The following is a 20,882-nucleotide window of genomic DNA, read 5'->3' on the forward strand; positions in this document are numbered from 1 at the left end:
GAATCCTTCACTAGCTCATGTCAGATTGGCCCACTTATGCGGATAGTGTGCTGCTCCTACAATGGAGGCAAGTTAAACGAAGGAGACTTGTCATGCAGACCAAGAGTGATTTCGATACCAATCAGCGCGGCACAGAAGCGTTTGTCGCAGCCTTGCCCAAACCCATCGCCGACTTTGTCGAGGCCAATGCGCGCCTCGATGTGGACGGCATGCTGATGCCCTTCGCCGCCGATGCTGTCATAGTGGACAACGGTCACCGTCACGCGGGCCACCCTGAAATCAGGACCCTGTTCGAAGACGAGGTGGTCGCCGTCAAGGCGATCTTCACGCCGGACAGCGTGCGCAACGAAAAGGGCAAGATCGTCGTCGAAGGCCCGGCCTATGGCGACTTCAAGGGCAGTCCGATCCGGTTCACCTATGGATTCACGCTCGAGAACGACGCCATCAAGGCGCTGGAGATCACGCTATGAGCATTCAAGCTGATCCGACCGAGTTCGCAGGCAAGCGTGTCGTCGTCAGCGGCGGCACCAAGGGGTTGGGCCGCGCCACCGTCGAGCGTTTCCTTGCCGGCGGCGCCCGAGTGATGACCGCCGCTCGCGGAAACCCTGAACCCATTGCCAGCGTCGAGTTCGTCCGGGCCGACCTGACGACAGCGGCGGGCGGGGAAAGCCTCGCGGCAGCGGCGCTAGCGCATATGGGGGGCGTCGACATCTTGGCCCATGTGATCGGCGGTTCGTCCTCACCGGGTGGGGGCTTTGCCGCCCTGACCGACGATCACTGGCTTGCCGAACTGAACCTCAACCTTCTGGCTACGGTCCGGCTCGATCGCCTTCTGGTCCCGCAGATGATCGAGCGGGGTGCCGGCGCGGTGGTGCATGTCACCTCCATCCAGTCGGTGCTGCCGCTTCCCGAATCGACGACTGCCTACGCGGCCGCGAAGGCCGCGCTCAGGACTTACAGCAAGTCCGCCTCCAAGGAGCTCGGGCCGAAGGGTGTGCGGGTCAACATCGTCTCCCCCGGCTGGATCATGACCGAAGCATCCGAGGAACTACTGAAGCGGCTGCAGGCTGCCAATGGCGGTACGATCGAAGACGCGCGGCGGGTCGTGCTTGACGGCCTCGGCGGGATTCCGATCGGGCGTCCGGCCGATCCTCATGAGGTCGCCGACCTCATCGCCTACCTCGCTTCGGATCGCGCTGCCGCGATCCATGGCGCGGAGTTCGTCATCGACGGCGGCACCGTGCCGACCGTATGACGCTGACCCACCGGCGCTCGCACTTCGTGGCGGGCGTCGGTGGGGCGTCTTGGAGTATTATCGGAAGCGCTGGCTGGGCCTGCGTCAGAAGTCGGTCGATATCGACACGCGGCGCCAATTGGCGAGGATCTCGGCATCAGACGCATGTTTCGCCTCGATCGCCGCCACGGTATCGCTTCCGAGCGGCAGGCGAACCGGCGGGTTCGGCGCATCGGCGAAGTCGATCAGCACCTGTGCGAGCTTCGCAGGATCGCCGGGCTGGTTGTGGCTGAGGTCCGCCGCAACGGTTCTCACCTTGCCCGCCGTCGCGTCATAATCCTCAATCCGGGTCCTGCTGACAGACAGTGACGACGAGTCCAGAAAGTCGGTACGGAAGTAGCCGGGTTCGACCACCGTGACATGAATGCCGAGCGGTTCGAGTTCGGCATGGAGCGCCTCGCTCAGACCCTCGACCGCGAACTTCGTCGAGGAATAGACGCCGAAGCCTGCGGCGCCGCGGTAGCCACCGATCGAGGAAATGTTCAGGATCCGCCCCGCCCGAGCAGTGCGCATATGCGGCAGGACGGCGCGCGTGACGGTGAGCAGGCCGAACACATTGGTGCGATAGACGGCCTCGATTTCTGCGGCGCTGGCTTCCTCGACAGCACCCATCAGACCGAAACCGGCATTGTTGAGCAGCACATCGATACGCCCGAACCGGGCGATGGCAGCGTCGGCAGCGGCGATCGCCTGCGCCTCGTCCGAAACGTCGAGAGCGACAGCGAGAAGATTGGGGTGAGCGCCGAACCGGTCGGTAATGGCCTTGGGATTGCGGGCGGTGGCGACGACGGCGTCGCCGTTGGCCAGCGCGCGTTCGGTGACGAGAGCGCCGAAGCCGCGCGATGCGCCGGTGATGAACCAGGTCTTCACAATGATGTTCCTTTCGATTGGTTTGATTGAGATGGCACGGGACTTCAGCGAGGCAGCGACGCCTTGGAGGCAAATGTCAGTTCTATGTCGCGAGCCAGAAGCTCAGGAAACCGGTCCATCATCGCCTTGGTGTAAGGTTGCTCGAAATGGGCATCGAGGTCGGCGCGCGAGCGCCAGTTTTCATAGAGGATCCAGATGCTGGGATTGTCATTGTCGCGGTGGATCCTGTAAGCGATCGACCCGGCCTCGGCCAAAGTCGGAGCAACCAGCTTGCTTAGTTCCTCGCCGAGCAGATCGGCATATTCGGCCTTCGCGGTGAGCTTCGCGATCAATGTCAGCTCGCTCTGGGCTGGATTGGTGTCGGGATAGACGACCTCCCACGCGGGTGCCTCATTGGTCGCCAGATCCCAGAAGTGGTTCGCAACCTCTTCGGCCTCGATCGAGCGCGGTGCCACGAGCGTCGAGACCGTCACCATCGCGATGCGAATGCCCTTCGATGCCAAGGGATCGACGAGCGCTTGAACGCCGTTGCGCAGCGCGGCCTTGCCGATCCCGAGGCTGGCGTAGCTTTCGTGCGGCGCGATGGCGAGCCCGCCACCGGTGACCAGGATTGTGCCGCCGCGCGTTCCGAACTGGGCCGCAGCGGCGCGGATGCTGTGGAGGCCGGCCGCGACGTTGACGGCCAGATCGCTGATTACCTCGTCGTCGGACATGCTGAACAGATCCTGCTGACGTACGACTGCGGCGTTGAAGTGGACCGCCGAAAGGCCGCCGGTCATCTGATCGGCCTCGGCGATCGCGGCGCGCAGCGCCGCCGGATCCGCAGCGTCGACGACCAAGGCCTGGGCGGAGATATTCGAATCCGCCAGATCGGCGACAAGATCGTCCAGATTTGTCCGGCTTCGCGCGGCCAGGATGATTTGCCAGCCCTGCTTGCCGAACTTGCGCGCGACAGTCTGGCCGATGCCGGGACCTGCGCCGATGATGAGTATCGATTGGGTCATGATGAGTTCCTTTGATCGTTCGATGGGTCAGTCGGCCGCAGGGGCGACGCGCGACCAGAGATCGTTGAATGCCACGGCATCGAAAAAGGCGTTGGCCTCGACGACGCGGCCATCTTCCATCCGGAAGAACCAGGCGTAGCTGTTCGCGTAGGTTATGCCATCGCGCGCGGTACCGGCGGCGTCGAACAGGATGACGACCCGGTCCTCCTCGGCAGTCATGCTGCGCACCGCCGGTTTGATACCGACGGCCATCCGGGCGTTGAACGGACGAATGACGTCGCTCAGGAAGGCTTCCTTGCCCGGGTAGGTCGCCGATGCGGCCGACCGTCCTTCGATCGTCCAGATCGCATCGTTGGCGAGCAGGTCGAACGGACTGCCCGTGCCGGCTTTCCAGGCATCGAAGCTGGCAGTGACGATCGCCTTGTTTTCTTGCGGCGACTGGGCGCCGGCGTTTGACGTCGTACCGAGCAGGGCGAGGCCCGCCGTTATGACCCCGAGAGCGGCTTTGCCTGCGGACATACGCCCGTTGCTAATCTTGTTGAACATCGCTTGTTCCTTTGAGAAGGGGGGTGAGGAGCGGCCTTTGCTCAGGCGAGCACTTCGGCCAGTTCGATGAGATTGCCGAACGGATCGCTGAAGAAGGCGAGGCGGCGGCTAATCGCGGCGAGTTCGAACGGCTCGGCAACGATGGTGACGCCGCGTGCGCGCAGGGCATCGACGGTCTCGTCGACGCTCGTCACATTCAGACAGAAATGATGGTAGCCGCGATATTTGAGGCTATCGCCGAGATCGGTGTAGGGCCGGGTCTCTATCGGCGCCGGTTCGCCGCCGCCAAGGATCTCGATATAGAAATGATCGTCGGTGGGCGGCGCCATATAGGCGAGCTTCTCATCTGCATAATCCCATTCGGCGACGACGCGAAAGTCGAGCTTGTCGGCATACCAGCGTTTGGCGGTTTCGAGGTCGGGCGTGCGAACCGCGACATGATGTCCGCGCATATCCGCGAAGGGCGAAGCGTTGTTGGGGGCGGGAGGAATGAAATCGGCCATGATGCGTCTCCTTTGATGCGGTCGGCGCCTGCCGTCCGGTGAGGAGATATTTGCGCCTTTTCGTTTTCGGCGATTAGCGGCATAATATTCCGAACATAGATGAGTGAGGATCAGTAATGCGGAGCACGGATCTGTCCGAACTGGCTGCGTTCGACGCCGTCGCGCGGCATCGCAGCTTCCGCCGCGCCAGCGAAGAGCGCGGCGTTACCGCCTCGGCAGTCAGCCACGCCGTGAGCAATCTCGAAGCCCGGACCGGTATACGGCTTCTCAACCGAACCACGCGCAGCGTATCGCTGACCGATGCTGGCGCGATGCTGTTCGCGCGCCTGTCGCCAGCGTTCGGCGATATCGGTTCTGCGCTCGATGCGCTCAACCAGTTTCGCGACACGCCGTTCGGCAAGGTGCGGATCAATGCGCCGAACTCGATCGCCCCTTTCGTGTTCGGGCCGGTGATGGGTCCGCTCATCGCCGCCAATCCCAATCTCGAGCTTGAGATCGTCGCGACCGACCGCCTGGTCGATATCGTCGACGAGGGTTTCGATGCCGGCATTCGCCTCGGCGAGAGCCTGCGCGAAGGCATGACTGTGGTCCGGATCAAGCCCCGGCTGCGCTTCGCCGTCGTCGGGTCGCCCGACTATTTTGCTTCGCGTCCGGCCCCGAAGGCGCCGGCCGATTTGAAGGAGCATGTCTGTATCCGGAACATCTATCCGAGCGGGACGGCCTATCCATGGGAGTTCGCGCGTTACGGAAAGACGATCGAGTTCGAGCCGATCGGGCCGATATCGCTCGACGATCACGAACTGATGGTCGGAGCCGCACTGTCCGGTGTCGCGCTCGCTTATGTCTGGGAAGACAGGGTAAGACCGTATGTTGAAAACGGCCGGCTCGTCGAATGCCTTGCTTCCTGGTGTGCGCCCGAAGACTGGCTCTATCTCTACTATCCGGCCCGCAAGCATCTCTCGGCGGGGCTGCGTGCCGTCATCGAAGCGTTGCGAGTTTGAATTTCGCTCAATCGAGACTGGGCGAGCGGCTAACCTGTTAGCAGAGGTCTGCCATGGCCATCGCGCTCAACAAAGCGGACGGTCCGCAATCGGCCATCAGCCGTCCGACGGCAAAGTAAGATTAGCTAGTCACGATTGACGTCCACCACCGTCCGGCCGCGAATTTCTCCGGCCAAGATGCGTGGTGCGCGTGCGATTACATCGGACAGCCCGATTTCTTCGACCATCGTTTCCAGCTTCGCGACGTCCAGATCGGTTGCAAGGCGAGCCCAGGCCTCTTCGCGCACCGCCATCGGCTGCATGACGCTGTCGACGCCCGAAAGCGTGATGTCGCGCAGAATGAACGGAAACATCGTTGCGGGCAGATCTATGCCATGCGCCAGCCCCGTGGCGGCGACGACCCCGCCATATCGAATGCCGGCGATGACATTGACCAGCGTATGACTGCCCGCCGTATCGACTGCGGCGGCCCAGCGCTGGCGTTGCATCGGCTCACCGGGCGCTGCCAATTCGGCCCGGTCGATTATGTCCGCGGCGCCGAGCGACCTCAGATACTCCGCCTCGCTCATGCGGCCCGTTGCCGCGACCACCCGATAGCCGAGTTTGCTCAGCAACGCGACGGCGACGCCGCCTACACCCCCGCTCGCACCGGTGACGAGGATATCACCATCGCCCGGCCGAACCCCGAGCTTTTCGAGCCGCAGCACGCAGAGCATGGCCGTATAACCGGCCGTACCGATCGCGGCTGCCTGAAAGGTCGTGAAGCTGTCGGGCAGGCGAACCAGCCAATCGCCCTCGACACGCGCCCGCTGTGCGAGGCCGCCCAGATGGCGCTCGCCAAGCCCGAACCCGTTGGCGACAACCCGGTCGCCCGGCGACCAGCGTGGATCTTCGCTTTCCGCGACGACACCCGCGATGTCGATTCCGGGGATCATGGGAAACACGGAAATGAGCGACCGCTCGCCGGTTATCAGCAGGCCGTCCTTATAATTCATCGTCGAATATTCGACATCGACCGTGACATTGCCGACCGACAAAAGTCCCTCGTCGATATCACGCAAGGTGGCGACATGCTGGCCGTTCTCGCGGTCGATCAATATGGCTTTGGCCACACAAATTCCTTCTCAATGACAATGTCGGCAATCCGGCCTCGACCTCAGGAGGTCGAAGCCGGCAGAGCGGCTCGTCATCGCCGCGTCACGCAAGAAAGGTAATGGCCAGTCCGGCCAATTATATGTTCCTCTCGGCCATCCTGGCTATTGCGCGGTCATGCCGCCATCGACGACCATTTCCGAGCCGGTCATGAAGGCGGCGTCGTCGGATGCGAGAAAGGCGACGGCGGCCGCGACGTCGGCGTCGCGCCCGAAGCGGCCGAGTGGATGCAGTCCACCGACCGCGACGCGCGCATCGCTCTCGACAACGCCCAGCCGATCGGAGAAGCCCGCCACCAACTCGCTGCCCATCACGGTATCGATCACGCCGGGATGCACCGAGTTGACGCGGATGCGCTGGCTCGCCAGTTCGATCGCCACCCCCTTGGTGAACAGGCGGACGGCGCCCTTGGAGGCGTTGTAGCAACTGGTGTTCGGCGAACCGATCAGGCCGGCGACCGAGGACAGGTTGATGATCGAACCGCCGGCGGCCCACAGCTCCGCGCGGGCGGCGAGAAGCGGGGCGGCATAGCGGCAGCCGAGAAATACACCCTCGACGTTGACGGTGTGGATTCGCCGCCAATCCTCAAGGCTGGTGTCGGCGAGCGACTTCATCAGGAAGAGGCCGGCATTGTTGACCAAGATGTCCAGTCCGCCGAAATTATCCTGGGCGAACGACATGGCGTCCGCCCAATCCTGTTCGCGCGTGACATCGTGGACGATGGCGGCGCCGCCGATCTCGGCCGCCAGATCGTCGGATCGCGCGATGTCGGAAACGATGACCGTCGCCCCTAGCGCCGCCAGCGCCCGGGCGCTGGCGGCGCCAATGCCGCGCGATGCTCCGGTCACCAGGGCGATCCGGCCTTTCAACTTGGTCATGATTATAGCTCTCCCTTATTGGACGGCCGTCCATTCGGCCGGTCCTGAAACTGATATGTTCGACTAGCTCGCGTGACTTGGCCGCGCTTTCATCCGCTCCATCCATTCGCCGAGGCGGGTGAGCGACGGGTCGAGCGGCTGGCCCACGCTGGCGCCGAAATCGAGAATGGCGAACAGCAGGATGTCGGCGAGCGTGAAGCGATCGCCGCAAATCCACGGCCCCACGAAATTCGCTTCGAACCAGCGCGTGCCGTCCTGCGCGAGTTGCTTCAGCCCCGGAGCCGCCTCGGGACGGCAGGTGACCCGATCCTTGAAAAGATCGAATCCCTCGGCAAAGCGGAAGCCGTTGGCCAGATGTTCGGCGACCCGGTTGTCGATGCGGCGCGTCCACATGCGGGTCTGCGCGCGGGCTTCGGGAGTCTCGCCGATCAGCGCCGGTGTCGGATGCCGTTCCTCGATATATTCGCAGATCGCCGTGATTTCGGAGAGGAAACTCCCTTCGTCGAGTTCAAGAACCGGCGTTTGTCCGCCGGGATTGCGCGCGAGATGTGGCGCCTCGCGATTCTCTCCGGCCAGAAGGTCGATTTCCACCGTCGGGATTTCCAGCCCCTTCTCGGCCAGAAACATCCGGACGACATGGGGGTTCGGTCCGATCGAGTCATATAATTTCATTGTTCTTCTCCGGTGGATCATGCCGTCCGATCCAGTGTCGCCCGCCAAGCGCGCGCCGTCGAACCGGGCAGGTTGAAAGGAGTGGGCCGGACAGCGTCCGGCCCACCAAGATCAGAGCATCTGGAAGGCATGCCCAGAAGCTCTCGGGAGACTACTTGAGGAACGCGATGCTGCGGATGCCGTCGCAGGCGCCGAGCTGACTTACAGAATATCACGCTCGCACTCCCCCCGGCTCGCGCACGCCCTGTCGGCGCTGCTGTCCATGCCCGTCGGAAATCTCGCAGCACGCCGCCGGTCTGGGAATGACGGGAATGGCCATATTTCTGCCCCTTCATGCCATGTGCGTTCGCTGTCACCGCGCCCGCGAAGGCTTGGCGGGATTGGCCAGAATCTTGGCGCATGCGGCTGTGGAGGGTGGGGCGGTTCCGGGCGAGGTTCCGACAGGTTGGGCGGCCCCGGTCCGGGACAATGATCGCCATCGGAGAGGAAGCAAGGTGAGCAATATTTTCGAGAAGCAGGCGGATCACTCGGTGGAGGGGGTGGAGGAGTTCGATGTCGTGATCGTCGGAGCCGGGATCTCCGGCATCGGCGGTGCCTATCATCTCAAATCCCAGTGCCCATCCAAAAGCTTCGTGATGCTCGAGGCGCAGGAGAATTTCGGCGGAACTTGGCACACGCACAAATATCCCGGAACGCGGTCGGACTCGGACCTCTATACCTTCGGCTATCGTTTCAAGCCCTGGGTCGGCCCGCCGATCGCTTCGGCCGAAGAAATCCGGCGCTATCTGGGAGCGGTCATCGAAGAGAACGGCATCGACCGCCACATCCGGTACAACAGCCGCATTGTGCGGTGCGAATGGTCGAGCGCGGACAAAAGATGGACGGTGACGACGGCGGGCGCCGATGGATCGCCCGGCCGGACCTATCGCTGCAACTTCCTCTGGATGTGCCAGGGCTATTATGATCATCAGAAGCCGTTCCTTCCCGAATGGCCGGGGGTCGAGGATTTCAGGGGTGAGCTGATCCACGCGCAGAAGTGGCGGGACGATATCGATTATGCCGGCAAGAATGTGGTCGTCATCGGCTCCGGTGCCACCGCCGCCACGGTGATCCCGGCGATGGCCGACAAGGCCGCGCACGTCACGATGTTGCAGCGTTCGCCGACCTATTTCTTCTGCTACCCGAACCGCAGCGACCTCGCCGACCAGCTCCGATTGATCGGGGTCGACGAAGACACCATCCATCGCGTCGTGCGACTGGATTATCTCCATAATCTCAAGACGCTCGATCGCCGGTCGCGCGAGGAACCAGACGTCGTCGTCGAGGAACTGAAGGCGCTGATGAAGGAATATGCCGGCAACGATCTGGAATTCGCGCCGCACTTCACGCCCGCCTATCGTCCGTGGCAGCAACGGCTGGCCTTCATTCCGGACGGCGACCTCTTCGTAAAGCTGCGCGAGGGCAAAGTGTCGGTGGTCACCGACAAGATCAGCCGTTTCGTCGGTGACGGCATCGAAACCGAAGGCGGGACCAAGGTCGATGCCGACGTCGTGGTCGCGGCCACCGGCTTCAATCTTCTCGTCATGGGCGGCATCGAGTTCCTGGTCGATGGCAAAGCTGTCGACTGGTCGCAGACCGCAACATACCGCGGCATGATGATGACCGGCGTTCCCAACCTTGTGTGGGTATTCGGATATTTCCGCGCGGCATGGACGCTGCGCGTCGATCTGATCGGTGACTTCGTTTGCCGGCTGCTGCAGCGGATGGATGAGACGGGGAGCGGTCAGGTCGATGTCGTTGTACCGGCAGGCGCGGAGGACGAGCAACTGCTGCCCTGGATCGAGGACGACAATTTCAATCCCACCTATCTGGTGCGCGATCTCGACAAGCTTCCCAAACGGCTCGGCGAGCGACCGGAATGGCGACACACGCAGGATTATTGGCGCGAAGCGGAGGAAATCCCCGCCATCGATCTGGATGGAGCCGAGTTCGCATATCGTTGATCGAAAGCTGCGGCCGTCCGAACGATCGGACGGCCGCTCATATGTAACAGCCGGCGTCCGGGCGGATCGAACCAGAACCCCCGCGCGGCGACCGGCGGCAGAGGAGAGGGGCGTGAAATATTCACGGCGACTGGCGGCATTGGCGGCCTTGTTGGTGACAACTGCCATCATGGGGGGGTGTTCCAATTCTCCCACAGACGGCGAAGCGGACGGCAAGGCGTGGGCAACGCTGCTGACCGAGAGCAAGGATCCCAAGGACTGGGTCACCTATGGCGGCACCTTCGACGAACAGCGGTTCAGCCAGCTGACGCAGGTCAACGACAAGACGGTGCCCGAACTGGGCCTGCAATGGTCGTATGAATTCGACACGAACCGGGCGCAGGAAGCCACGCCGCTCGAGTATCAGGGGGTCCTGTATGTCACGACCGCCTGGTCAAAAGTCTATGCGATCGAGGTCAAGACCGGCAAGCTGCTCTGGCACTATGATCCGCAGGTTCCAGGTGAATTTGGAGCCAAGGGTTGCTGTGATGTCGGCAATCGCGGCGCTGCGCTCTACGACGGCAAGCTGTATTTCGGTGCGTTTGATGGCCGCCTGATCGCGCTGGATATCAAAACCGGCAAACCTGTCTGGTCAGTGGTCACTGTCGACCAGACCAAGACTTATACGATCACCGGCGCGCCGCGCATCGTCAAGGGCAGGGTGGTCATCGGCAATGGCGGCGCCGAACTCGGCGCGCGCGGCTATGTCACCGCCTATGACGCCCAGACGGGCAAGCAGGCCTGGCGTTTCTACACCGTGCCGGGCAATCCGGCGGATGGTCCGGATAACGCCGCGTCGGACGATGTTCTCGCGGCGAAGGCGGGCAAGACCTGGTCCGGCGAATATTGGAAGACCGGCGGCGGCGGAACCGTGTGGGACTCGATCGTCTATGACGAGGAACTCGACCAGCTCTATATCGGGGTCGGCAACGGCAGTCCCTGGAACCACAAGATCCGCAGCGAAGGCAAGGGCGACAACCTGTTCCTCGCCTCGATCGTGGCGCTCGATCCCGACACCGGGAAATATCGCTGGCATTATCAGGGCGTGCCGGGCGAGACATGGGACTACACCCACACCCAGCAGATGACGCTCGCGACGCTGGTGATGGACGGCCAGCCGCGCAAGGTGCTGATGCAGGCGCCGAAAAGCGGCTTCTTCTTCCTCATTGACCGCACCACCGGCAAGTTCATTTCGGCCAAGAATTTCGTCGATGTGAACTGGGCGACCGGATATGATCCCAAGACCGGACGCCCGATCGAGACCCCCGAAGCCCGCTATGTCGACAAGGACCGCAAGGATCGTGTCGTGATCCCCGGCGCGCTTGGTGCCCATAACTGGCAGCCGATGGCGTTCAGCCCAAAAACCGGATTTGCCTATATCCCGGCGAACCGTGCGCTGTTCGGCTACTCCGATCCGGCGTCATTCAAGGTCAGCCCCGGCCGCTGGAACCTAGGGCTCGGGAACCCCGGGGCGGCGCCGCCCGACGACCGCGCAGCGTTTGCGGCCGCGCGCAAGATGCTCGGCGGACGGCTGATCGCCTGGGATCCGATCCGCCAGAAGGAAGCTTGGGGCTTCGATTATCCCGAGCCGTGGAACGGCGGTGTTCTAACCACTGCCGGCAATCTGGTTTTCCAAGGCGACACCAAGGGCAATCTGCGCGCTTTCGCGGCCGACAGCGGCAAAGTGCTGTGGAAAAAAAACCTTGGCATCGCGATCATGGCGGCACCGGTTTCGTTCGAGCATGAAGGCGAACAATATGTCGCGGTCGTCGGCGGATATGGCGGTGCCTATGCGCTGACTTCGGCGTTCAACGACAATCCGGGACCGCGGCCGAACGGGCGGCTGTTCGTGTTCAAGATCGGCGGCAAGACCGAACTGCCCAAGATCGCCAAGCTCGCTCCCGCGCCAGCCAACCCGCCGAAGGAAAGCTTCACGGTCGAACAAATCGCACGGGGCGACCAGCTGTTCGCTCGCGAATGCTGGGTTTGTCATGGGCCGGGAGCGGTCTCGTCCGGGGTCGTCCCCGACCTGCGTCGCTCGGGAACGCTCGCCAGCGCGGAGGTATGGAATTCGGTCGTGATCGGCGGCATGCTGAAGGACCGCGGAATGATCAGTTTCAGCCCGTACCTGTCGAATACGGAGGCCGAGGATATCCGCGCCTATGTCGCGCATCGGGCCAAGCTGCTGCAACAGCAGGAAGGAGGCAGCAAGAAATGACGGGGCCGTTCGTTCTTCCCGAAACCGCCGTGGTGCTCGAACAACTTGCCGCGCAGGAAGGCCCGCATCTGGCCGACCTGTCGGCCGAGGATGCACGCGGAGTCTATCATCTGCTTGGCAGCCTGTTCGAGGACGATGTCGATCCGTCGGTGCGATGGGTCGATCTGGAAGGCCCGGGAAGCGTCTTGCGCGCCTATTTTCCGGGTGATCCCACCGCAGGCCCGGTCATCCTCTTCATGCATGGCGGCGGGTGGATGATCGGCGATCTCAACACGCATCACAGCCTTTGCGCCCGTATCGCCCAAATCACGGGCTTGCGGGTCGTGGCGGTCGATTATCGCTGTGCGCCCGAGCATCCGTTTCCCGCGGCACATGACGATTGTCTGGCGGCGGCCGAGTTCGTAGCGGCTGGACCGCCCGGCCTGGAGGCGCCCGTTACCGGGCTGGCGGTCGCGGGGGACAGCGCGGGAGGAAATCTCGCGTATTTCCTTGCGGCGAAACTTGGCGCCGAACGCGTGTTGGCGCAGCTTCTGATCTATCCGCTGGGCGATAGCACGAGCCCCACGACGGGTTCCTACGTGGATTTCGCCGAAGGCTTCCTGCTCGACCGCAAGCTGATGGACCGCTTCATAACCGCCTATCTGCCCGATCCGGCCGAGCGGGGTCATGCCTATGTCTCGCCGTTGCTGCATCCACCTGTCGCCGATTTGCCGCCGGCGGTCGTCCTGACTGCTGGTCTCGACCCGCTTCGCGATCAGGGCAGGGAACTGGCTTGTCGCCTCGCCGCACAGGGCGTCGAGGTTCATTTTCTCGAAGCGGCGGGGCTGATCCACGGCATGGCCACGATGCGCAAGGCGCTGCCTACCGGCGACCGGCATATCGCGCGGGCGGTCGAACGCTTCGCCGAGTTCATCCAAACGACCACCGCAAAGAATGAGGGAATCGAAGCATGAGAAACTACCTCGACTTCTATATCGACGGTGCTTGGGTGCCCCCGATCGAACCCCGCGCGCTGGACGTCATCGACCCGGCGACGGAACAGGCGGCGGGCCGCATCAGCCTGGGGAGCGCTGGCGATCTGGACCGGGCGGTTGCTGCCGCGCGCCGGGCGTTCGGAAGCTTTGCTTTCAGCTCGAAGGCCGAACGGCTCGACCTGCTGGACGCGATCGTCGACGCGCTGGGCGCGCGGTCGCAGGATTTCGCCGATGCCGTCCGGGAAGAAATGGGCGCGCCGGCGGCCTTGGCATCGGGCGCGCATGTTCCTTTCGCCTTCGCCCATTTCGAGATTGCCCGCCAGTTGCTGCGCGAGTTCGATCCGGAAACCCAGATGGGCGGCTCGCGCCTGATGAAGGAGCCGATCGGCGTCGTCGGCATGATCACGCCGTGGAACTGGCCGATCAACCAGATCGCCTGCAAGGTTGCGCCCGCGATCGCCGTTGGCTGCACGATGGTGCTGAAGCCGTCCGAAGTCGCACCTTTCAGCGCGCAGATCTTCGCCGAGGCGATGCATGCGGCGCAGGTGCCGGCGGGCGTCTTCAACATGGTGAACGGCGACGGCCCCACCGTCGGCGCCGCGATGTCGGCGCATGAGGATATCGACATGATCTCCTTCACCGGATCGACCCGGGCCGGCGTGGAGGTGGCGCGCGGCGCCGCGAACACGGTCAAGCGCGTGCATCAGGAGCTTGGCGGGAAATCGGCCAACATCATCCTCGAGGACGCCGATCTTGCCGTCGCAGTGGGACAGGGTGTCGAGGCGATGATGGTGAACGCGGGGCAAAGCTGCAACGCGCCGTCGCGGATGCTGGTCCCCGCGGCAAGAATGGCCGAAGCGGCGGATGTCGCCAAGGCCGTGATCGCGCGGCAAAAGGTCGGCGCGCCGACCGGGGATGTCAATCTGGGGCCGGTTGTGTCCGACGTCCAGTGGGGACGTATCCAGCAGCTGATCGCGGCGGGCATCGCCGAGGGTGCGACCTTGGTGGCGGGCGGCGAGGGGCGACCCGACGGGCTCAATCAGGGCTATTATGTGCGCCCCACGGTCTTCGCCGACGTCACCAATGACATGACGATCGCACAGGAAGAGATTTTCGGCCCGGTGCTGGTGATGATCGGTTACGAGAATGAGGAGCAGGCGATCGAGATCGCGAACGACTCCCCTTATGGGCTGGCCGGCTATGTGCAGTCGGGTGACATCGATCATGGTCGGCAGGTCGCGCGCCGCATTCGCGCGGGACAAGTCGCGCTCAACTATGCGCCGCTCGACCTCGCCATGCCGTTCGGCGGATACAAGCGGTCGGGCAACGGCCGCGAATGGGGCGAACACGCCTTCCATGAATTCATGGAGGTCAAGGCCGTGCTGGGTTACGTGCCCGCCTGATCGGCGTTCTTCTGTCGGGTCCGTCAGTTGCCGTCGGACCCGACAAACGTTTTCCGCTATTGAAGCAACTGGCGCCGATATTCGAGGGCGCTGACCCCCGACCAGCGCCGGAAGGCGCGGGAAAAACTCGATGGTTCGGCAAAGCCAACCGCCGTTGCGATCGCCTCGATGCTCATCCGGCGATCTTCGAGCAGCATCCGTGCACGACCATAGCAGGCCTCGTCGACGATCGTCGAAAAGCGCGCGCCCTCCTCCGCCAGTCGGCGATGAAGCGTGCGCTCGGACAAGGCGAGCTGTCTTGCGACCTCGCCCGCGCTCAACATTTCGTCGCGCCGCGTTCCCAGCAATGTGGCGACCCGCTGTTTCAAAGGGGTCTCGGCGACTGCCTTTTTCAGCATCTGGCCGCACCGCGACGTGTAGAGATCCTGCAGCTCGCTATCGCCCAGCGGCAGCAAGCGACTTCCCGAGCCCGGCAGAAAAATCCACTGGGTGCGCTCGGCATCGAACTCCACCCGAAACGGGAACTGCGACTTGATTTCATTCCAGTTGCTCGGAGGAGGCGCCGCGACCGTCACCTTTTCGATGACCTGCTCGTCAGGGACAAGGTCACCGATCAGCGTCTTGATCGCGCCAAGATCGCGATGATAGGTGAAATCGTGGAGATGGGCCGGTAGCCCGCTGTCGTCGGCGATCAGCGCGCCGGCGCCATTCCGCGCTGACACATAACGATAGTTGACGATCGAATAAGTCAAACTCTGGAGTTCGCTCACCGTTTCGAGCGCCTCGGCCAAGGTGCGCGACGTCATCATCGCCAGACCGAGCGGGCCATATTTGATCGACCGGTAACGCATCCCGACCTTGCACCAGAGATCGGGGTGATTCGCGGTGAGCGACGCGAAGCCCTGCTGGAGCAGGAACTCGTCCTGGGCGAGCAATTCCCTGGCTTCGAGGTCGAGCTTTAACGGCTTCAAATGATTGTCGCGGCAGAAATTATCCCAGTTGATATTCAACTCGTTAGACAGCGTCTGCTGCATGATGCGTGCGCTCAGATCTGGCAGCGCCGCATAAAGAACATTGGGGTTCATCGCTGCAACCCTCCCTCTTCCAAATTCGGTCGGACTTTTCGCCCTTGTTGGGAGTCAGGATAGGCATCGCTGGCGAGTTTCGTCAAGAAGATGGCGGCTGCTGCTATGGAATTTTGCGGCCGTCAGGTTCAGTGTGATCATAACAAAATTACAAAGCTAAATATAACGCCGGGTAAATTTCGGCGAGATAGCTATTGTCTAAATGGGGAGGTTATATTGTTCGAGAAAAGTAAAAAGAAATTCTTCGCTTCGGCGGCGATTGGTTCCGTTGTTGTTGTTTTTCCTGGTACGGCGCTAGCGCAAAGTGAAGCGCCGATCGATGAAATTATCGTCACTGCTAACAAGCGGGACGAAAACCTCAGCCGGGTCGGCGCCAGCATCGCCGCGTTTGACAACACCATGCTTGAAAACCGGAACATCGGCTCCGCAGAGGAACTCGCGCAGACCGTTCCGAGCATGACGCTGGTCGCCTCGACGCACGGTACGCCGGTCTTCACGCTGCGCGGTATCGGCTTCAACGCGGACTCGCTCGGCGTCTACCCGGCGGTCAGCGTCTCGATCGATCAGGCGCCGATGCCCTTTCCTGTCCTCGCTGCCCGCTCGATGTACGATCTGGAACGTGTCGAGGTGTTGAAGGGGCCCCAAGGCACATTGTTCGGCCAGAACTCGACCGGCGGCGCGATCAACTATGTTGCCGCCAAGCCCACCTCGGAACTCGATGCAGGCTTCAACCTCAGCTATGGCCGCTTCAACGAAGTGCGGGGCACCGCCTATCTCAGCGGCCCGATCGACGACCGCCTGGGTATGCGCCTGGCGATCGACGCCGGGCACCGGGACGACTGGCAGTATAATTACACCCGCAAGGACTCGATCGGCGAGCAGAATTATATTGCCGCGCGATTGGTGACGGTGTGGGAGCCGACCGACAGTCTGAAGTTCGAACTGAACGTCAACGGATCGGTCGACCGTTCGGAACCCTCCGCTTTGCAGATGATCGCTTCCTTGCCGTCCAATCCGGCCGCGCCGACATTCGCCGAACTGAATGCGCCGCTCGCGCCGCGCAACCTGCGTGCGGCCAATTGGTCGAATGCGGGACGTGCGGGCAATGCCTTCCAGTCGGCGACGGACCCGTCGCGGCCCGAAGGCAATCGCAAGCAGTTCCAGACCTTCCTGCGCGCCGACCTCGACGTCACGGACGACATCTCGCTGACTTCGATCACCACCTATAACCGGTTGAAGCAGGATATGGTGTTCGACCTCGACGGGTCGGAATATGAGATGATCAACAACCCACGCGACACGGGGACGATCAGCGATTTCAGCCAGGAACTGCGCGTGTCGAACGCGGCGTCGGGGTCGCCGTTCCGATGGACGCTCGGGGTGAATTACAATCACAGCCGTGTCTATCAGTTCCAGGCCATCGCCTATGGCGACAATTCGCTCAGCAACGCGGGAACGAATTTCATCCACATCACCGACGTCGAGAATACCGGCGTCATGAACAATTATGCGGCGTTCGCCAGCGGCGAGTATGATGTGGGCGACCAGTTTACGCTGAAGGCGGCGGTCCGCTATTCGAAGTCGATCAACCGGAACACCGCCTGCGATCAGGACAACGCCGGCGACCAGAATCTGAACGAGCTTTTCACGCTTCTCGGTCAGCTTCTGGGCGGACAGACGGTGCCGTTGGCGCCCGGGCAATGTTATCCGCTGAACGCGAACAATCTTCCGGGCGATCCGTATCTCGGACGGCTTTCCGAAGACAATGTGTCGTGGAAGGTCGGCGTCGATTTCAAACCTTCGTCGGTGACCTTACTCTATGCCAATGTGTCGCGCGGATACAAGGCGGGCAGCTTCCCCGTAATCACGGCATCGCTTCAAGAGCAGCTCTTTCCCGCTCAGCAGGAATCGGTGACCTCCTATGAGGCGGGTCTGAAAACGAGGTTGCTCGACAACAAGGTGCAGTTCAGCAGCGCCATCTTTTACCAGGATTATCGCAACAAGCAGATTCAGGGCACGGTGAACACGCTGCTGTTCGGCCTTCTGCAGCGGCTCGACAATGTGCCCAAGTCCCGTATCTTCGGCGTCGAGGCCGAAACCGTGATCCGTCCGATCGATGGCCTGACCCTGACCGGTTCGGCGAGCTATCTGGATAGCAAGGTCAACCGCTACACCGGCGTCAGCGTGTTCGGCGATGTCACCGACTTTTCGGGAAATCCCCTTCCGTTCGCGCCCAAATGGACCCTCGTCGGCGACATCGATTACCGTACTCAACTCGCCAATGGTGGCACGGTCTTCCTGGGCGGAGGGGTGAATTATCGAACCAGCGCCGACACCTATATCGGCGGTAGCGTGCTGCAAATCCCGGACAATGGCGTCAACCGCTGGGTTTCGCGTATTCCGTTCAAGATCGACGGTTACGCACTGGTCGATACCCGTATTGGCTATGAATTCCCCGGCGAGAAGATCACACTCTCTTTGTGGGGCAAGAATATCTTCAACCAGTTTCACGTCGAAAATGTGATCTCCTACAACGACGTGATCGCGCGCGCCGTCGGTCAGCCGGCCTCCTATGGCGTGACCCTCAAGGTGCGCTGGAAATAATGGCAGCGACCGTGACGGACTCGCGCGACAGCGATCCGACGTCGATCGCGCGGCTCCAGTCGATGTCGGCCATGCTGCGGCGCTCCGGCGTCCGGCATGGCGATCGACCCGCGATCGTCTGCGGAGACACTGTCTGGAGCTATTCCGAGTTCGACGCCCTTGTCGATCGCGCCGCCGCCGGTCTGAAGGCGGCGGGAATAGGGGCGGGGGACCGCATCGCGATCCTGGCGCGAAACAGCCATGCCTTCATCGCGATGCGGTTTGCCGTTGCGCGCGCCGACGCGGTGCTCGTTCCCATCAATTTCATGCTGAACGTCGAGGATGTGCGGTACATCCTCGAACATTCGGGCGCGCGGCTGCTCTTCGTCGACACGACGACGCAGCAGGTGGCGATGGCGGCGGCGCCGTCGACGGTCGAGCGCGTTTTCGGTCTGCCGGGTGAACTCGACGATGCGCCGGCGGGGTTGCCCGATTGGCGCGATTTGCTGACAGATGCGGGGCCGCAGGTTGAAACGCGGGGCGGCGAGGACCTGCTCCAGATCATCTACACCAGCGGAACCGAGTCCCGTCCGAAGGGGGCGATGCTGTCGCACGCCAGCGTCCTTTGGAATTATCATAGCTGTATCGTCGATTGCGAATGGACGCGCGATACCATCGCCTTGCACGCGATGCCCCTGTTCCATTGCGCGCAACTGGATTGCATGATCGGGCCGGGGCTGCAGGTTGGGGCGCTGAACGTCATCACGGCGCGGCCAACAGCGGATGTGATTGTCTCTTTGCTTGCGCAGCATCGGGCGACCTCTTTCTTCGCCGCCCCGACGGTCTGGATTGCGCTTTTGCGAAGCGGCGAACTCGACCGGTACGATGTCCAGGCGTTGGTAAAGGGCTATTATGGTGCCTCGATTATGCCCACCGAGGTGCTGCGCGAATTGAACGAGCGGCTGCCGTCATTGCGGCTCTGGAACCTCTATGGTCAAACCGAAATCGGCCCGATTGCATCGATCCTGTTTCCCGAAGAGCATGCGACGCGTCTGGGGTCCGCCGGAAAACCGGCACTGAATGTCGAAACGCGGATCGTCGCCGATGACATGACCGATGTCGCGCGCGGCGACATCGGGGAAATCGTGCATCGCTCGCCGCAGCTTCTGAACGGCTATTGGAACGATCCCGAACGAACCGCCGAGGCCTTTGCGGGCGGGTGGTTCCACAGCGGCGATCTGGGCGTGGTCGATCCCGACGGCTATCTGACGATCGTCGATCGCAAGAAGGATATGATCAAGTCGGGCGGCGAGAATGTCGCATCGCGCGAGGTGGAGGAGGCCGTCTATCTCCATCCCTCGGTCAGCGAGGTGGCGGTGATCGGCATGCCGGACCCCAAATGGATCGAGGCGGTCGTGGCCATAGTCGTACTACGAACTGGGGCAACCGCGGATGAGCAGGACATTCTGCTGCATTGCGCAGCCCATCTCTCGACCTTCAAAATACCCAAGCGCGTCGTTTTCGTCGACGATCTTCCGCGTAACACCAGTGGAAAGATTTTGAAGCGCGAGCTGCGGAACGATCTGGCGGCGCGCCTCGGCGGCGGCGTTGTCGAAGCCACGCCATAGGCCACCGACCGACAGGTCGCGCGATGCCGGTGCCGTCTGCGGCGTGAAGCATGAAGATGAGGAGAGTGCGGAGTGAGATTGCAAGGACAGGTCGCGCTGATTAGCGGCGGATCGCGCGGACTGGGTGCGGCGATCGCCGAACGGTTCGGCGAAGAGGGCGCACGCGTCGTCATCGGCGATATTCGCGACGAAGAAGCGCGCGAGACCGCGCAGCGCCTCGGCGCGCGGGGAATCGGCGTCTGGGCGACGCATCTCGACGTCACCGATCCGGGTAGCTGGGACGCGGCCATTGCCTTCACCCGCTCGACCTGCGGCCCGCTCGATATTCTGGTCAACAATGCCGGCGTTGGCGCGCTGGCCTCGATCGAGGATACGTCGCTCGACCTGTGGCGGTCGACGATGGCGGTCAACCTCGACGGGGTCTTTCTGGGAACGAAGGCGGGCATAGAGGAAATGCGGACCCGCGGCGGCGCGATCGTCAACGTCTCCTCGATCCGCGCGTTCTGCGCTGACCCGGCGTCCGCCGCCTATGACGCGTCGAAGGGCGGCATGCTGTCGCTGACCCGGTCGGCGGCGGTGCATTGCGCGCAAAATGGCTTGGGCATCCGGATCAACGCGCTTCATCCCGGCTATGTCATGACCGATCTGGTCGAGGACGCCGCCGCCACGCTCGACAACGCCGAGGAGGTGCTCGAACAGATTCGCGCGGCACATCCGATCGGCCGGACCGGGACGGCGCGTGAGATCGCCGAGGCGGCGCTGTTCCTGGCCAGCAAGGAATCGAGTTTCATGGTCGGCAGTTCGCTGGTCGTGGACGGAGGATATTCAGCGGTGTGAGGGCTGCCGCCGGCGATGGCCGACATTGTGCGGCTGATTTCCGGCGGACGTCGTCTTGGCCACCCGCTGGCGGGCAGGGGTTCCGCTGCGCCCCGACAACCATCCGATCATGGAGCCGATATATGGTAAACCTACCCCCCTCCGAACCCCTGGTCCCCGTCCCCGCCGACGCCGCCGCGAACACCCATTGCA

General features: G+C 62.7%; 18 protein-coding genes. 10 read left to right on the forward strand and 8 right to left on the reverse strand.

Features of this window, described 5'->3' with window-relative positions:
• The first annotated feature begins 92 nt into the window (after window positions 1-92).
• The gene (locus tag ASD67_RS11530) at window positions 93-470 is read left to right on the forward strand and encodes a nuclear transport factor 2 family protein (protein ID WP_056346955.1); all 378 of its coding nucleotides are present in this window, start codon (window positions 93-95) and stop codon (window positions 468-470) included.
• Window positions 467-1,255: an SDR family oxidoreductase gene (locus ASD67_RS11535; RefSeq protein ID WP_056346957.1), complete on the forward strand. Its 789-nt coding sequence runs from the start codon at window positions 467-469 to the stop codon at window positions 1,253-1,255. Before ASD67_RS11530 ends, ASD67_RS11535 begins: the two co-directional genes overlap by 4 nt.
• Before the next feature lie 84 nt (window positions 1,256-1,339).
• Here the strand turns inward: ASD67_RS11535 and ASD67_RS11540 are convergent, their stop codons facing one another.
• Genes ASD67_RS11540 through ASD67_RS11555 form a run of 4 tightly spaced genes read right to left on the reverse strand, consistent with a single transcriptional unit; the run spans window position 1,340 to window position 4,217 of the window.
• Window positions 1,340-2,164: an oxidoreductase gene (locus ASD67_RS11540; protein WP_056346958.1), complete on the reverse strand. Its 825-nt coding sequence runs from the start codon at window positions 2,162-2,164 to the stop codon at window positions 1,340-1,342.
• A gap of 44 nt (window positions 2,165-2,208) precedes the next feature.
• Window positions 2,209-3,168 carry an SDR family NAD(P)-dependent oxidoreductase gene (locus ASD67_RS11545; RefSeq protein WP_200938009.1) on the reverse strand — a complete coding sequence of 320 codons (960 nt, stop codon included), beginning with the start codon at window positions 3,166-3,168 and terminating at the stop codon, window positions 2,209-2,211.
• 27 nt (window positions 3,169-3,195) lie between these two features.
• Window positions 3,196-3,714 carry a nuclear transport factor 2 family protein gene (locus ASD67_RS11550; protein ID WP_235535641.1) on the reverse strand — a complete coding sequence of 173 codons (519 nt, stop codon included), beginning with the start codon at window positions 3,712-3,714 and terminating at the stop codon, window positions 3,196-3,198.
• Window positions 3,715-3,755: 41 nt separating this feature from the next.
• Window positions 3,756-4,217 carry a VOC family protein gene (locus ASD67_RS11555; RefSeq protein WP_056346960.1) on the reverse strand — a complete coding sequence of 154 codons (462 nt, stop codon included), beginning with the start codon at window positions 4,215-4,217 and terminating at the stop codon, window positions 3,756-3,758.
• Window positions 4,218-4,333: 116 nt separating this feature from the next.
• On the opposite strand from ASD67_RS11555, the gene ASD67_RS11560 reads away from it, so the two are divergent.
• Entirely contained in the window at window positions 4,334-5,218 is an 885-nt protein-coding gene (locus ASD67_RS11560) for a LysR family transcriptional regulator (protein WP_056346962.1), read from the forward strand.
• Window positions 5,219-5,343: 125 nt separating this feature from the next.
• Here ASD67_RS11560 and acuI read toward each other — a convergent pair whose 3' ends face one another.
• The 3 genes from acuI to ASD67_RS11575 form a co-directional block, all read right to left on the reverse strand.
• The gene (acuI, locus tag ASD67_RS11565; RefSeq protein WP_056346964.1) at window positions 5,344-6,330 is read right to left on the reverse strand and encodes an acrylyl-CoA reductase (NADPH); all 987 of its coding nucleotides are present in this window, start codon (window positions 6,328-6,330) and stop codon (window positions 5,344-5,346) included.
• Between the two features lie 144 nt (window positions 6,331-6,474).
• Window positions 6,475-7,248, reverse strand: coding sequence for a glucose 1-dehydrogenase (locus tag ASD67_RS11570; RefSeq protein ID WP_056346966.1), 774 nt, complete (start codon window positions 7,246-7,248; stop codon window positions 6,475-6,477).
• Between the two features lie 63 nt (window positions 7,249-7,311).
• Window positions 7,312-7,920, reverse strand: a complete 609-nt coding sequence (locus tag ASD67_RS11575) for a glutathione S-transferase family protein (RefSeq protein ID WP_056346967.1) — start codon at window positions 7,918-7,920, stop codon at window positions 7,312-7,314.
• Window positions 7,921-8,414: 494 nt separating this feature from the next.
• Between ASD67_RS11575 and ASD67_RS11580 the strand changes: the two genes are divergently transcribed.
• The 4 genes from ASD67_RS11580 to ASD67_RS11595 all read left to right on the forward strand — a co-directional run bounded on the left by ASD67_RS11580 (window position 8,415) and on the right by ASD67_RS11595 (window position 14,557).
• Entirely contained in the window at window positions 8,415-9,923 is a 1,509-nt protein-coding gene (locus tag ASD67_RS11580; protein ID WP_235535642.1) for a flavin-containing monooxygenase, read from the forward strand.
• A 169-nt stretch (window positions 9,924-10,092) separates the two neighbouring features.
• A complete protein-coding gene (locus ASD67_RS11585) occupies window positions 10,093-12,180 on the forward strand; it encodes a PQQ-dependent dehydrogenase, methanol/ethanol family (protein ID WP_082545020.1) in 2,088 nt (695 codons plus the stop codon).
• Window positions 12,177-13,133: an alpha/beta hydrolase gene (locus tag ASD67_RS11590; RefSeq protein ID WP_056346970.1), complete on the forward strand. Its 957-nt coding sequence runs from the start codon at window positions 12,177-12,179 to the stop codon at window positions 13,131-13,133. Before ASD67_RS11585 ends, ASD67_RS11590 begins: the two co-directional genes overlap by 4 nt.
• Window positions 13,130-14,557: an aldehyde dehydrogenase family protein gene (locus ASD67_RS11595; RefSeq protein ID WP_056346972.1), complete on the forward strand. Its 1,428-nt coding sequence runs from the start codon at window positions 13,130-13,132 to the stop codon at window positions 14,555-14,557. The genes ASD67_RS11590 and ASD67_RS11595 overlap by 4 nt, the downstream gene beginning before the upstream one ends.
• 56 nt (window positions 14,558-14,613) lie before the next feature.
• Here the strand turns inward: ASD67_RS11595 and ASD67_RS11600 are convergent, their stop codons facing one another.
• Window positions 14,614-15,642, reverse strand: a complete 1,029-nt coding sequence (locus tag ASD67_RS11600; protein WP_056346974.1) for a helix-turn-helix domain-containing protein — start codon at window positions 15,640-15,642, stop codon at window positions 14,614-14,616.
• Window positions 15,643-15,747: 105 nt separating this feature from the next.
• Between ASD67_RS11600 and ASD67_RS11605 the strand changes: the two genes are divergently transcribed.
• The 3 genes from ASD67_RS11605 to ASD67_RS11615 all read left to right on the forward strand — a co-directional run bounded on the left by ASD67_RS11605 (window position 15,748) and on the right by ASD67_RS11615 (window position 20,690).
• On the forward strand, window positions 15,748-18,246 hold the full coding sequence (locus ASD67_RS11605; RefSeq protein WP_268798557.1) for a TonB-dependent receptor: 2,499 nt from the start codon (window positions 15,748-15,750) through the stop codon (window positions 18,244-18,246).
• On the forward strand, window positions 18,246-19,853 hold the full coding sequence (locus tag ASD67_RS11610) for a fatty acyl-CoA synthetase (protein ID WP_056346977.1): 1,608 nt from the start codon (window positions 18,246-18,248) through the stop codon (window positions 19,851-19,853). The genes ASD67_RS11605 and ASD67_RS11610 overlap by 1 nt, the downstream gene beginning before the upstream one ends.
• Window positions 19,854-19,925: 72 nt before the next feature.
• A complete protein-coding gene (locus tag ASD67_RS11615; protein WP_056346979.1) occupies window positions 19,926-20,690 on the forward strand; it encodes an SDR family NAD(P)-dependent oxidoreductase in 765 nt (254 codons plus the stop codon).
• The last annotated feature ends 192 nt before the right edge of the window (window positions 20,691-20,882 follow it).

The sequence above is a fragment of the Sphingopyxis sp. Root1497 genome (genome assembly GCF_001427085.1).
Taxonomy (GTDB): domain Bacteria; phylum Pseudomonadota; class Alphaproteobacteria; order Sphingomonadales; family Sphingomonadaceae; genus Sphingopyxis.

Bases quoted from the DNA above. Each gene is read 5' to 3' on its own strand.
- ASD67_RS11535 (WP_056346957.1), top strand. From the start codon at position 467: ATGAGCATTCAAGCTGATCCGACCGAGTTCGCAGGCAAGCGTGTCGTC.
- ASD67_RS11560 (WP_056346962.1), top strand. From the start codon at position 4,334: ATGCGGAGCACGGATCTGTCCGAACTGGCTGCGTTCGACGCCGTCGCG.
- ASD67_RS11530 (WP_056346955.1), top strand. From the start codon at position 93: ATGCAGACCAAGAGTGATTTCGATACCAATCAGCGCGGCACAGAAGCG.
- ASD67_RS11590 (WP_056346970.1), top strand. From the start codon at position 12,177: ATGACGGGGCCGTTCGTTCTTCCCGAAACCGCCGTGGTGCTCGAACAA.
- ASD67_RS11555 (WP_056346960.1), bottom strand. From the start codon at position 4,217: ATGGCCGATTTCATTCCTCCCGCCCCCAACAACGCTTCGCCCTTCGCG.
- ASD67_RS11610 (WP_056346977.1), top strand. From the start codon at position 18,246: ATGGCAGCGACCGTGACGGACTCGCGCGACAGCGATCCGACGTCGATC.
- ASD67_RS11595 (WP_056346972.1), top strand. From the start codon at position 13,130: ATGAGAAACTACCTCGACTTCTATATCGACGGTGCTTGGGTGCCCCCG.
- ASD67_RS11550 (WP_235535641.1), bottom strand. From the start codon at position 3,714: ATGTTCAACAAGATTAGCAACGGGCGTATGTCCGCAGGCAAAGCCGCT.
- ASD67_RS11570 (WP_056346966.1), bottom strand. From the start codon at position 7,248: ATGACCAAGTTGAAAGGCCGGATCGCCCTGGTGACCGGAGCATCGCGC.
- ASD67_RS11600 (WP_056346974.1), bottom strand. From the start codon at position 15,642: ATGAACCCCAATGTTCTTTATGCGGCGCTGCCAGATCTGAGCGCACGC.
- ASD67_RS11605 (WP_268798557.1), top strand. From the start codon at position 15,748: ATGGAATTTTGCGGCCGTCAGGTTCAGTGTGATCATAACAAAATTACA.
- ASD67_RS11545 (WP_200938009.1), bottom strand. From the start codon at position 3,168: ATGACCCAATCGATACTCATCATCGGCGCAGGTCCCGGCATCGGCCAG.
- ASD67_RS11585 (WP_082545020.1), top strand. From the start codon at position 10,093: ATGGGGGGGTGTTCCAATTCTCCCACAGACGGCGAAGCGGACGGCAAG.
- ASD67_RS11575 (WP_056346967.1), bottom strand. From the start codon at position 7,920: ATGAAATTATATGACTCGATCGGACCGAACCCCCATGTCGTCCGGATG.